The sequence below is a fragment of the Streptomyces sp. NBC_00996 genome (genome assembly GCF_045162675.1).
GTDB lineage: Bacteria > Actinomycetota > Actinomycetes > Streptomycetales > Streptomycetaceae > Streptomyces.
This window is the reverse complement of the sequence record NZ_CP108723.1, coordinates 10,737,372-10,750,390: the sequence shown is the minus strand read 5'-3', so window position 1 is coordinate 10,750,390 and position 13,019 is coordinate 10,737,372. Positions and strand designations below refer to the sequence as shown.

The 13,019-nt window shown below is 68.5% G+C and carries 6 protein-coding genes and 3 pseudogenes; 3 read left to right on the top strand and 6 right to left on the bottom strand.

The annotated features are described in order from the left end of the window. Positions 1-576: 576 nt before the first annotated feature. Positions 577-2,964 (top strand): Helicase associated domain protein, encoded by a 2,388-nt coding sequence (locus OG390_RS49885; RefSeq protein ID WP_406164391.1) that lies wholly within the window; start codon positions 577-579, stop codon positions 2,962-2,964. 1,471 nt (positions 2,965-4,435) lie between these two features. Here the strand turns inward: OG390_RS49885 and OG390_RS49880 are convergent. After that, positions 4,436-4,981 (bottom strand): annotated as a pseudogene (locus tag OG390_RS49880) (hypothetical protein); the annotation flags it as partial. After that, the gene (locus OG390_RS49875) at positions 4,978-5,406 is read right to left on the bottom strand and encodes an ATP cone domain-containing protein (protein WP_406164392.1); all 429 of its coding nucleotides are present in this window, start codon (positions 5,404-5,406) and stop codon (positions 4,978-4,980) included. The gene OG390_RS49875 and the pseudogene OG390_RS49880, both read right to left, overlap by 4 nt. On the opposite strand from OG390_RS49875, the pseudogene OG390_RS49870 reads away from it, so the two are divergent. After that, positions 5,390-5,826 (top strand): annotated as a pseudogene (locus OG390_RS49870) (LexA family protein); the annotation flags it as partial. The gene OG390_RS49875 and the pseudogene OG390_RS49870 sit on opposite strands and share 17 nt — an antisense overlap. Before the next feature lie 138 nt (positions 5,827-5,964). On the opposite strand, the pseudogene OG390_RS49865 reads toward OG390_RS49870, so the two are convergent. The 4 genes and pseudogenes from OG390_RS49865 to tap form a co-directional block, all read right to left on the bottom strand. Beyond that, a pseudogene (locus OG390_RS49865) lies at positions 5,965-6,551 on the bottom strand (ATP-dependent DNA helicase); the annotation flags it as partial. 65 nt (positions 6,552-6,616) lie between these two features. Next, the gene (locus OG390_RS49860; protein ID WP_406164393.1) at positions 6,617-7,594 is read right to left on the bottom strand and encodes a hypothetical protein; all 978 of its coding nucleotides are present in this window, start codon (positions 7,592-7,594) and stop codon (positions 6,617-6,619) included. Between the two features lie 662 nt (positions 7,595-8,256). Then, the gene (tpg, locus tag OG390_RS49855) at positions 8,257-8,847 is read right to left on the bottom strand and encodes a telomere-protecting terminal protein Tpg (RefSeq protein ID WP_406164394.1); all 591 of its coding nucleotides are present in this window, start codon (positions 8,845-8,847) and stop codon (positions 8,257-8,259) included. A gap of 3 nt (positions 8,848-8,850) precedes the next feature. Next, positions 8,851-11,058, bottom strand: a complete 2,208-nt coding sequence (tap, locus tag OG390_RS49850; protein ID WP_406164395.1) for a telomere-associated protein Tap — start codon at positions 11,056-11,058, stop codon at positions 8,851-8,853. 399 nt (positions 11,059-11,457) lie between these two features. On the opposite strand from tap, the gene OG390_RS49845 reads away from it, so the two are divergent. Continuing rightward, a complete protein-coding gene (locus tag OG390_RS49845; RefSeq protein ID WP_406164396.1) occupies positions 11,458-12,834 on the top strand; it encodes a DNA-binding protein in 1,377 nt (458 codons plus the stop codon). Positions 12,835-13,019 lie beyond the last annotated feature (185 nt).

Below are 13,019 nucleotides of genomic sequence, written 5' to 3'. Positions count from 1 at the left end.
GCGGCGGCAAGCCGCCGCAGAGTGAACGGCTCCGCTGACGCTCCGCCAAATTCCCGCGCGAGCACGGGAATTGAATTCCGCAAGCGGAATTCTGAAAGAGTGTCAATTCGCGCAAGCGCGAATTGAGGGAGTCCCCGCAAGCGGGGCCTCCAGGGCTGGCAGCAAGAAGAGGGTGCATCACGTGCGCCGCCGTGTGAACCCTGTGAATCCCAGCTATACCACCCCCTGCAATAGAGTTGACGGAGCATCACATTCTGCCGGATGCCAGCCGCGCACGTCGAAGAACCATAGGGAACAGGCTCCGCTGCGCTCCGCCTGAACCCCGTTCCCCCGGCTCCCTGCCCTTCAACTTCCTTCGGTCCTCAAGACAACATGACGGACCATCATTCTCTTGCTGGAGGGTGAGGGCTGACCATCATCGCCTCGTTCGACGAACCGTTCGGAGGGGGGATGCTTCATTGTGATGCACTGTGTAGACTTTGGAGCTACAGCGCACCACCATCCGAGAGTCTTCCGACTCCGAGGGTATCCCTGTCCGGCTGCGTGCCGCATTCCGCGAAAAGGAGATCACCGGAAATGGCCGTGAAACTCCGCGATCACCAGATCGAGGCCGTTGACGCCATTGTGCGCGGCCTCGACATCCCGCCCGGCGGTATTCCCGCGCAGGGGCTGCGCGGGCAGGTCCACGCCGCGTGCGGGACCGGGAAGACCGTCATGGCGGCGGCCGCGGCGCGGCGGCTCGTGCCGCACGGACGGGTACTGGTGCTCGTGCCGACCCTGGAGCTTCTGACCCAGACCCTGAAGGCCTGGTACGCGGCCGGGCACAGAGGGCCGGCGGTCGCGGTGTGCTCGCTCCAGGAGGACCCGGAGCTGTGGAACCTACGGGTGCGCTGCACCACCAACCCGATCCAGCTCGCGCTGTGGCACGGCACCGGGCCAGTCACCATCTACGCCACCTACGCCTCCCTCGGAGTGCTCGCAGAGGCCTTCAAAGGCGCCTACGGACAGCAGCTCGCGCCCGTGGACCTGGCCGTCGTCGACGAGGCGCACCGCACCTCCGGATCACTGGGAAAGGCGTGGGCGGACATCCACGAGCAGGCGACCGTCCCGGCCGCGCGCCGGCTGTACCTGACGGCGACACCGCGGATCTGGCAGGAACGGCCGCCTTCTTGGGAAGTGGCGGAGAGGGTACGGGAGGCGCTGCCGCAGGAGATGGCCGCCTCCATGGACGACGAGACCATCTTCGGCCCCGTCCTGTACAAGCTCACTCTCGCTTCGGCGATCTCACGGGGCCTGCTGGCGCGCTACGAGATTTGCGTGGTGGAGATCCAGGACCCGGTCGTCACCCCGGAGCGGCTGTACGGGCCCGGCCGGCATGAGGAAGAAGTGCGCGGGCAGCGGCTCGGAGCCCTGCAGGCAGCGCTGCTGCGCGCGATGGCCGATCACAGGCTGCAGACCACCATCACTTTCCACCACCGCACGATCGAGGCGCAGGCGTTCGCGGAGGGGCTCCAGCGGGTGGCGGCAAAGCTCCACGCTGACCAGCCGGAGAAGTACCCGACGAGGATGTGGGCCGACTGGCTGTGCGGCGAACACGCCCCCGAACACCGGCGGGAGATCCTGGGCAGCTTCGCCACCACCGCACGGCGGGCCGTCCTGTCCAACTGCCGCGTCCTGGGCGAAGGCGTCGACATCCGGGCCGTCGACTCCGTTGCGCTCCTCGACCCCAAAGGCGCACCCCACGACATCGTCCAGGCCATCGGCCGGGCCCTGCGGCAGAAACCCGGTGAGGGGAAGCTCGCCACGTTGATCGTGCCAGTGTTCCTGCAGGCCGGGGAGAGGCCGGAGGACATGCTGACCTCCAGCTCCTACCGTCCGCTCGTCAAGGTACTGGCCGGGCTGCGCGCGCATGACGAAGAGGCCGTGGAACTGCTGGCCGTGCCCCAGGACAGCCCGGCCCGTACAAAGCCCTTCACCTACATCGGTGATGCGCCCCAGGAAGGCGAAGAAGAGGCACGCCTGCTGCTGCGATTCGCTGCCCCCAGGGATCCGGTCATGGTCGCCGAGTGGGTCAGCTTCAACGTCATCGACACCGAACGCCAAGACTGGGCCCGCGGCTACGCCGCGCTGCGCCGGTACGTCGAACGCGAGCATCACGCCCGCGTGCCCTACGACCACAGGGAAGCTCCCGGTCCGTATCCCCTCGGACAGTGGGTCTCAGAACAACGCCGCGCCTACGGGGCTGGGCAGTTGAACGGGAAGCGGGCCGAGCGGCTGGAACAGCTCGGCATGGCCTGGGACGCCACCGACGCCGCCTTCCAGGAAAACCTCGCCGCCGCACGCGCCTACCACGAACAGCACTGGACACTCTGCGCACCACGCACCGCCACCGCACTCGACAAACCGATCGGACAATGGCTGTCCAACCTCCGCCGCCCCGGAGCCCTGGACGGGCACCCGGAACGCGCGGCCGCACTCGCGGCCATCGATCCGGACTGGAACCCCGCCTGGCCGGTGAACTGGCAACGCCACTACACCGCCGTACACGAACTCCTCCGCGAAGAAACCGAACAGACCGACGTGACGCCCGGCGTGACGGTGCACGGCATGGACATCGGACGATGGCTCCAGAGGCAGCGTCAACCGGCGGTCTGGCAGGCCCTGATGGACGGACAGCGCGAACGCCTCGAGGCCCTCGGCATCGCCCCGCTGCCCCCGGAGCAGAAAGCGCCCGCGAAGCCCTCCAAGGGCGGTTCTGGGGCGTTCGAGCGGGGGGTTGCGGCCCTGGCACAGTACAAGGCGCGTACGGGCTCCGTGACGATCCCCAGGGGCCACGTAGAGGAGCTGGAGGACGGAACGACCGTCCGACTCGGAGTCTGGCTGTCCAACACCAAAACCCGCCGTGCCAAGCTCACCCCCGACAAACTCCAGGCGCTCGCCGAACTCGGATACGACTGGGCGTAAGGGGACAGAAGATCGCTATGTGGACGGGTGTGGCTGTCCGTCGCCATGAGCCGCCGCCTGCGCGCAATCACCGCGTGTGTCTGCCTCGCCCCGGAGCAGGTGCTCGCGCAGCTGGTCGACCGTGTCGCCGTGCATGATGACGGCACGGAGACGGTCACCCCGTTCACGCCGACCTGTACCAGAAACGTGTCGTCGACCCCTCGGGTCATGCAGCGGTCCCGGTATCCTGTTCACCTGACCGCCGCTACCAGGCCTCAGTGCGCCGACCGCTCGCGTGTCCGCTGACCTGTGGCTCGGCATGGAAGCAGTGTTGGCTTCGTATGGCAGTTCAGCCTTCGGAGCTAGCAATGACGCCGGAATTTCGATGTCTCCCAATGCATTGCGGGGCCATGTTGATGTCATACGATGCAGTGGACACCAGGGGACTCATCGGGACTGGCCGGGACTCACTGAGGACCGACAGGCCCGGAAGGCCTCAAAGGGCCTGAAGCTGGCGGCTACCAGCAATCAGGCCCCTCAAGGGTGCCGCAGTCAAAGCCCGGCCGTCCAATCAGCGGTCGGGCTCACTGCTGTGTGAGCTCACCGTCACCGGCCGGTTCCTGCTTCTGGTCAGAACCAGAAGGACTGCACCACTTCCCAAACGACCTTTATGATCACCGGCGCCCAGTCGACCACCGCCTGCCGTTTCGACAGACGACGCTCACACCGCGCGCAGTGACCAGTAGGAGAAGTCTCCTCGGCCATCTGTATCCCTCCCTTCGGCCCCAGTAGGGGTCCTGAGTACTGCTCAGGACTTCGCCTCGCACGGAGGCGAACAACTGGGTGGGACCACTGGAAGGAACTGGGCCCAAGCATAAGCGTGTTGACCAGACCCGGAGACCGGGGGGACCACAACACTTGGGCTGCTGCTGCAATCCAACCACTAGATGTGGGGATCGATACGAAAATTGACCCACGCCGCGCGTGTCGCACACGCATTGGCATGTGCCGCACGGCCGTACCGATCCCGGACACGCGGAAATACCGTGGTGGCCGTGCAGTTGAGAGGGCTGGCACCCGGTTGACGGGGTACTCAGACGGCCGACTGGGCTACGGCCCCACATCTGCTGGCACGGCCGTTGTCCCGGCGGTGAAGAGTACAGCAATGGGCCCTTTTGTCCGCCAGGTGCAGCGTAGCCATACACCCAGACACATGATCACGTCAGGCAATCCGCGCCTTTTCACTCGAACGTGCGCTTGGCGCGATCTTTCGAAAGCAACTACCGTTGTCCAGCAGGGAGACCATCGAGAGGGGCCGACGTGACCACCACCGCAGACAGTGCCACCATCACTGCCCAGGACCGCCGTTAGGGCCGACTCGAGCCGGTGCATGCGATGAACAGCGCCCTGCCCTGCGCACCCGAGGCGGCTTGGCGGAAGACGGGAGTTTTGTCGCAGACCTCCTGAGGCCAGGAAGCCCGCGATGGCGATGCCCCATCGCGGCACCGTCCGGGACCGCCTTCATGAACTCTTCGTTCACACGGACCGAGTTGTTGGCGTTCTGGTACTGGACGGACGTGATGTCGTCGCCGCCCAGGTCCATGTCGAAGCCCGCGTCACGCAGAGCGCGGCTTCTTCTCCTCCTCCTCCTCCTTGACCTTGGTCTCGATGGAGTCCTCGATGTCGGGGTGGTCGACGTCGAGGATGACCATCTTGGCCGCGCGTGGCGCCACCCGACTCTGAGCTGCTTGAGGCTCACCTCGCGCTGCGGGGTGCCGACGGCACCGCGGAAGTACTTGCTGGTGACGATGTTGACCGCGTTCACCGACCAGAAGCCGGGGAACTCGACGCCACGCTGCTCGAAGTTGACCGAGCCGTCGCGCCAGTTGGTCATGACGACGTCACGGCGCTCCCACTCCACCTCGTCGTACGGGTGCACGCCGGGGGTGGTGTGGATGCGCTCGATGCGCAGCCCCTTGCTGGCCTTGGTGCCCTTGGCGCGGGAACCTCGTGCCGGACCGCTCGCCGTCTCTGTCATGCCGCCTCCCTGTATCGGGCTAAAACGCCCTGAAGTGCCTTGCCACTTGTCTGCGCCGCGATGGCGGCCTCGAAGTCCTCGAGCGAGTCGAACGCCCGATAGACGGACGCGAACCGCAGATAGGCAACGAGGTCGAGTTCCTGCAACGGGCCGAGTATGGCCAGCCCCACGTCGTGGGTGGTCAGTTCGGCGCTTCCGGTGGCCCGCACCGCCTCCTCGACCCGCTGGCCGAGCTGGGCGAGCGCGTCCTCGGTGACAGGCCGCCCCTGGCATGCCTTGCGCACGCCGTTGATGACCTTGGTACGGCTGAAGGGCTCGGTCACGCCGGAGCGCTTGACCACCATCAGCGAGCACGTCTCCACGGTCGTGAAACGACGGGAGCAGTCGGGGCACTGGCGGCGCCTGCGGATGGCGCTGGAGCGCAAGGGCTTCCTGCGCCGCGATCCGCACCGCCCGCGCGCGTACGAGGTGCGCGGCTCGGACCAGGCTCGTCGGCACAGCCCACAGACACCGCCGACCCGCCGCGTCGTACGTCCCGCTGGTCGGTCGCATCGCCGCCGGCGGCCCGATCCTCGCCGAGGAATCCGTCGAGGACGTCAAGGTCGTCGGCGACTCCATGATCGAGGCCGCCATCTGTGACGGCGACTGGGCCACCGTCCGCCGCCAGCCCGTCGCCGAGAACGGCGACATCGTCGCCGCGATGCTCGACGGCGAAGCCACCGTCAAGCGCTTCAAGCGCGAGGACGGCCACGTCTGGCTCCTCCCGCACAACTCGGCCCTACGAGCCGATCCCCGGCGACGAGGCGACCATCCTCGGCAAGGTGGTGGCGGTACTGCGGCGCGTATGGCGGCTGCGGCGGGCCAAGCCTCCCAGGCTCCCGCCCTCAGACCGGGCCCCGGGACCCTGCACTGTCCGGCCCGGTGCCGGATGGGTTTTCGATCGCGGGTCGGCCGGTCGCGGCGTCGCGACCGGCCGACCCGCGAGACGCCCGTACGAGACGGCCTGCGCCCTGCGCCATGAGCACGCGGCGTGGGTGGCGGCGACCGCCATGAAGCCGTTCCCTCCGGCGTTCTCGACCGCCTTCTGGCGGGCGCTCATCAGCGGGTCGTCCGGGCGCGGGAACGGGATCTTGTCCATGACGACCAGCTGGCAGCTGGGCCCCGGAACGTCGACCCCCTGCCAGAGCGACAGCGTGCCGAAGAGACAAGTCTTCGGGTCGGCCGCGAAGTTCTTGATCAGTTCGCCGAGGGTCTCCTCGCCCTGGAGAAGGATCGGGAACTCGGGGATACGCCTGCGCAGCTCCTGCGCGGCCAGCTGGGCGGCCCGCATCGACGAGAACAGACCCAGGGTCCTGCCGCCGACCGCCTGGATCAGCTCGGTGAGCTCGTCGAGCATGTCCGCGCGGTCGCCGTCCCGGGCGGGGCAGGCCAGGTGCTTGGCGACGTACAGGATGCCCTTGGGATAGTCGAAGGGCGAGCCGACATCGACACCCTTCCACTGCGGAACGTCCTCGCCTTCCGTGCCTTCCGGGGCGAGGCCGAGCGAGGCACCAACCCCGGTGAAGTCACCGCGTCCGCGCGATGCTCGGCCTGGAATGTTCTCTTCGTCCGGCCGTCGGGCGGATGGAACGCCCGTCAGTCCGTTGGCGGACCCGTCCAGGCACGCTCCTGGGACTTCGCCTGCATCCGCTCTGTGTGTGCTTCTTGCCCGTGCATGAAATCGAGCGCTTCGTCAGCCCGCGATGCACGGAGTGCTGACTCGATGACAAAGTGTCTCGCCCACGAGTACTGCTGGGGAGTAGCGGGGTCTGAGGGCAGGTAGCTGTACCGGTAGCTGTGATCGTAGTAACCGTGGACGCGAGGAGCGAGCGTCTGGAATCTGGCGAAACTCGGAAAGTCGATACCCAGGCAGATGATCTGCAGTGCGGTCCGAGTTTCCTTGGCGATGGCCGACAGCATGCTGACCTGCCCCTCAATCGTGCGTGAGTCCGTGTGCGCTACGTGGCGCCAAGTGACTGCCGGACCGAATGAGAACGGCGTTTCCCGCCATCCGAAAGGAGTGTCGGGCCGGGCGTAGTAGTCCAGCAGCGCATCCATCGCCAGTGAAAGCCCTGCCATGGCGTGGGTGTGGTCGCCTCTGTCCGCCCATGGCTGGGCGTCACGCAGCAGCTGCGCGACCGCTTCCTGCGCGACGAGGTCGACCATGTCGATGCGGTCGAAGTCGACGTCAAAGACGACGGGTGTGGCCGTGGTGAAGAAGCGCAGCACATCCGCAGCTGAACGTTCGATGGTCTGCTCTGCCGGAGGGGTGCCGTGGTGCTTCATAGCGACACGGACATCGTTCAAGGTGCGCATGGAGCCCTGGCCAGGGAGATGAATGGCCGCCTCGGACTTCTTCAACTCAGCCCAGTACGCCATGAACTGGATCTTCGGGTCCGGGTCGGTTGCATGATGATCCGCAGCCAGACCGAGGAAGAGCTCCACGGCATCGTGAAGCACCAGAACCGCAGTAGCCGACAACGGAGCCGGGCGCCGGCTGTAGTCGATTCCCTCTTCGAACAGGAACCTGATGTAGGCAAGTCGCTGCACTTCGAGCGGGGTCAAGGACGTCACGGCAGCTTCCTCCGGTACGAGAGGCCCTCAGTGTGCAGGCTGTGACGATCTGAGCGCATGCTGTTTTGCCGCAAAGACCGGCAGCTCCGGCAGGTTGCGGCAGGGCAGGATCACGCGGCCCGGCCCCGCACACCCTGTCAGGAATCAGCCGGTCCCAGTCGGCCTCCGCCGCCGACAACTCCGCGTCCAGGGCGGCGAACACGTCCAGCGAATCGCTTTCGCCGACCACCCTGGCGTACGTCGTCCGACCGGCACCCCGCGAGGGTGACCCGCTTTCCCCGCATTTCCCGGAGAGTCCCACGAGCAGCACCATCCCGACGATCAGCAGCAGCACCCCGCTGCACACCACTACGAGCAGCACCATGCAGTGGCAGGCCCTCGATCCCGATGTCGTTGCAGAACCGGGTGAGGATGCCCGTGGCGTCGGTGTCGGAGAGGTAGGCCGGGGCGACTTCCAGCAGCAGCTCGCCGATCGCGTGCGTGCTGGCTGCCACTGAGCGCGGGTTACGGGCAGGGCGATCGGTAAGGGAGCGTACCGACGTACTGATTCCACTGGTGAGTGGTCAGGGCGTTCCCGGTGGTGGCGCAGATCTGTGCGATGACTTGGTCGGCGTCCGTTGCCGACAGCCGTACCGTGCCGTACGGCCCAACTGCGCTCCTTTTCAGAGCGAGATGTCGATGTAGTCGATGTCTGTGAATTCGACTTCGAGGTGGTCGGCACGACGACCGTGGTCTTTAAAATACGTTTCTTGGATTCCCTCGGCGATAACTTCGTTGGGAGACTGGTCGCCGATGCCCTCCTGGGCGTCGAAGAGGCGCCGGGCGTAGTCGGCCGGGAGGTGGACGGTGATGCGCCGTGTGCGGCCGTCGTCGGTCGTGCCGATCGGCGCGCTGTAGCCGAACCGGGCGCGGGCCTCAACGGTGATCCCGGTACGGGTCGCGGCCTGCTTGCGGCGCCGGTCGCGGACGCGGGGCTGCCAGCGGGCGCGTACGGCCGCGTCGATCCGGTCGGCGATCGCCTTGGGTGGCTGCTTGCGCGCGCCGGTGCGGTAGCGCTCCACGGAGCGCTGGGTGATGCCGAGTTCCTGGGCGATGGCCTTGGTCGTCTTCAGCTGCTTCAGCAGGAAGTTGATACGCCCCTTGAGAGTCTTGGGCGGTTCGTGGGTGAAGACTTCCTGGTCGGCCTGCTCGATGGCTTCCTGGACCAGGGCGTCGTCGGCGTCGGCATTGCCTGGACGGATCCGTCGCACCACGGCCTACTCCCCTTCGTCCGCGACGGCGTCGCCGCCCTTGATGTGGCGGGCGGGGTTGTAGCCCTGCTCCATCAGGTCGACCGCCCACGCCATCTCCTGGACACCCTCGACCTTGCAGAAGCCGGGGTTCGCCCCAAGGCGGAAGGTGCCGTACACCGGCGTGCCGTCGCCGCCCAACGGCAGGAAGTCCAGCGGGGAGGGACCTGGGCTGGCGTAGACGACGCAGTCCGACAGCACGGCGAGCGGGTATTGGCCGGTCAGGGCAGCGAGCTTGGCCATCTTGCGGTGCATGTTCACCCGCGCCTTGGCGATGACCGCCGCGCGGATGTCGGGCCTCCAGGTGGGGCGCTCCAGGGCGGGCCAGCGCTCCCCGTCACGGTAGTGGCGGCCCTGGGGACGTTCGCGGAGCTTGCCGATGCCGCCCTTGACCGTCGACTTGATCGCCGACAGCACCATCGCGCCCTGCCGGTGCCGACGCACCAGGGCGGCCAGGTCCTCGTCGCTGAGGTCGGCACGGTCCGTGGGCAGTTCAGCGAGCGCAGCGCGCAGAGCGTCGAGGCGAGTGTCGTCTGCAGCCGCGTACGTCTTGTGCAGCGCGACGGCGTCCAGGAACGCGGCCGGGTCGGCGTCCTTGTCGACGGGGATGCCCATGTCCGCGGTGGTGGTGAGGTAGGCGTCCTTGAGCCGGTCGTGCCACGGATCCAGGTAAGCGCCGGTCTCCTGGCGCAGATACGCCTCGATCGGTCGGACCTCGCAGCCGAGTTCCTCGGCATAGGCAAGGGTCGCGGTGGTGTACCAGCCGGGCCCCTCGGGACGCTGTCCGCTGGGAGTGAAGGGGTTGGGCAGACGCGCGTCCAGCTCGATGCCGGACAGGTCCACCAGCCACGTGCCGGGGATCTTCTTGTCGAACACCGGCGCCGTGACGCGGACCGGCCCGGACAGACCGACCGTGAGGCGGGCGGCGGCGGCGAGGAAGGCGGTGTTGATGTCGATGCCCACCGCCCAGGGCAGCAGGCACTCCTCGTCATTGAGCAGGTGGGGGTCGCGCGCCCACTGGTAGGCCTCCTCGTCCAGGAAGCCATCCTCCCAACCCTGCGCGACCGGATGCTCCTGGGGAGCCTCCGGCGGCGCCGGGTCCACCGGCAGGGCAAGGGCTCCCGAGTTCGGGCCGGAGACCCACTGACCGCTCGTCTCGTCCTTGACCGGCCGGGTCGGCGGCCGCAAGGCCGTCATCAACTCCAGACCGGTCACCGCAGTGGAACCCCGCGGAGTGAGAACCCGGGACGCGAACACGCCTAGAACACGGGCCAGATCGGCGGGATGCAGCTCCGCGGCACCGCCCCAGGCGCGGGTGTCGAGGGCGTCCCATGGCAGGACCGCCAGCTGTACGCACTGCCGTCGGCCCGCCTCGGCCGGACGGTAGATCCGCGGCCATGGGCCGAACCCGCGCTGGGTCAACTTCCACTTCGCCTTCGTCAGCTGCCTGATCACCGGATGGTCCTCCGCCAGGCGCAGCCCGCGGCGGTCCTCAAGCCGCTCTGGCAGCCCGAACCGCGCGGCAGCCGAGGCGGTGAGCGCGATCAGCGGGTCGAAGTCCTTGCCGTGCCGGTGAAGCCGCGCCTGCCCGATCCCCGATTCCTTCAGCACCCACTCCACCAACTGGCCGATGGTGGTCGCCGGGCAGTCCAGCAGCACGCCGCCCAGGCAGTAGGCAGTGCCGTCCCCATCCAGCACAGCGAGAGGGCCGTGGGGAAAGCGGGCATCGGCCGCGGGCGCGGCCGACTTCGGCCGCGCCGGACGCCGTGATGTCGACGCAGGCCCCGTAGAGGCAGGCCGGTGGGGGCGCGGAGAACTCTCGGGAGCAGCCGGCATGTCGTCAGCGGGCCCGTCGGCGGGGGCAGGCCGCTGGGACGTGGGTCCGGTGAAGGTCTCCGGCACGGGCTCGGTGGCCGATTCCGGGTGCTTCGTCGCCCAGCCTTCCAGCAGCCGCAGGTACGCCTGCCGACGCGGCGGGCGCGGCTCCGAGCGGCCGTTCTCCCAGTTCTTCACCGTCTGCGTCGTGGTCCGCAGCACATGAGCCAGCCGGGCCTGCGTGATACCGGCTGCCTCCCGCAGCCGAGCCCGTTCCACCGGCGGCGGCAACTCCGGCTCACCCGCCAGCAGTTCGTCCACCGCCGCGAAGAGCTCGTCCTGACTCGGCCGGTCCGCCATCGCCACCTCCAACCCGCACCCTAGCAAAAATTAACCCTGGATTTATCCATGTGCTTAACCTCAAAGGGGCGATATCCCAACAACACGTCTCCGCTCCAGACCGATGACGAGGTGTCCGGATCAGCGATATCCGCAGGCATTCCGGACACCGCAGGCCCTGGGGCGGCTGTGGCTCGGCTGGTCGGACGCCCCCGTGATGACAAGGAGCTGCCGTCCCGATGACGTTGACGCGCCGAGGGGCGAGGACTGCCCCATCAACAGTGCAACTGGGGCCTTTTGATGCCTCATGGTGTGCTGGTCCGCCGGTTGGCTTCGACCGGTGCAGCGGTGGGTTGGGGTAGAACATGAGGACGCTGTGTGAGCCGAAGAGGGCATCGGGGGTGAGGTGTGGCAGCAGGGGTGTTGCGAACCGTGCCGCTGGCCGGGGAGCTGACCGCGTCGCTGATCAGCCGGGTGGCGGCCCGCTACAGTCTCGCAGCCAGCAGCGTGCTGCGGCTGTGGACGTGCCGCAACTCCCCCACCCGGCACGACGGCGGCGGTGTGAGGGCAGATGCGGAGGTCGTCCTCAACGGGGCCGGGCGGGGTGTGCTCGCCGAGCTGTGCGGAGTGGAACCGGCGGTGCTGGCGCGCGCTCTGCCGTCCTTCACCGTGGACGATCCCAAGATCAGCACCGGCCGGGACGCCGCCCTGGCGCAGGCACGGTGGCGGGCGGCAGCCGCGGTGGCGGGGGAAGCAGCGTTCAGCTGCCGGCTGTGCACCGCGCGGCGCACCGGGCAGGCACTGCGGGCGGTGCGGTATCTGCCGCGCCGGCAGCGGGTCTGCCTGCGGCACGGGCGCTGGCTGCTGGACGCGGACGCCGACCAGCCGCTGGAACACCTCGATCTGCGCCTGCTGCCGGAGGTGATGGCCGCGCAGCGGCGGTGGCCGGGCGTGGCACGGCGTGCGGTGCGCGCCGGGGTGGAGCCGCAGCAGGCGTTCACACTGGCGCATGCGGTGGTGGCCCGCTGGTGGGAGCAGGCTCTGTACTGGGAGCAGGAGGAGATCTGGCCGCGTCGTCTGCACCACTTGGCGGGCGGCAGCGTGGGGTCACGGCTTGAGTGGTGGCGGATCGTGGGCCGGGACGCGGCGATCTTCCCGGAGGTGGTGGCCGTGGCGCGGGCGCTGCTGGAGCCGGCCATGGCCGAGGTGGCCTGGCAGGCAAGCGGCGGGATGCAGCCTCGGGCGCGGGGCGCCGACGACCCGTTCTGCCACCGGCTGGGCGAGCGGGTGGGCCGCACCTGGCTGGGACCCGAACTTGCGGCCGACCACGGCAACCCGCTGAACGATTGGAAGGGCGCGATCGTGCGCGCCCGCCGCCACGAGACGGGGCCGCCGGGGTGGCGGGAGGATCCGTGGCGGCTGAAGCGGGAACAGCAGCCCGCCACGATGGCCGGCCAGCTGCGCGTCATGGCGGCAGAGCAGAAGTCGGGTGGCTCGGCGACCCGGTGGCGGGCCACGGTGAGCGCCGAACAACGGCTCGTCATCACGCAGTTGGTCGACGAGGCGCGCGAACAGCTGGTGGAGCTGCGCGGCGTGCACAGCGGCACCACCGCCGAGGTGGCCCGCACCCTGCTGGAGCACCTCAGCCACAGTGCCGCCCTGATCGACCAGGCCCTCGTGCACACCGCCGCCGCGGCCGTCGCCGCCGGGGTGGCGCTGGAGGAGGTCGCCGCGTGGTCCCGTCTGCCCGCCCAGGAGCTGGCCGCGGTGCTCGCCCTGGGTGAGGGCGAGGAGTGACACGACCGGCGGCAGCCGAATGGCGGCGCGGGCCGGTCGGCATCCGGCGAGCCGTTGCCCGACAGGGTGCGGCGCGGCGGGGTGAAAGTGCAGAACTCTGCACTGACACCGGTGCCCCCGCCCGGCACCCTGGGTGCCCCGCGCAGCCCAACATCCGGCGGTTGCACCGATGTTGCGGTTACCGG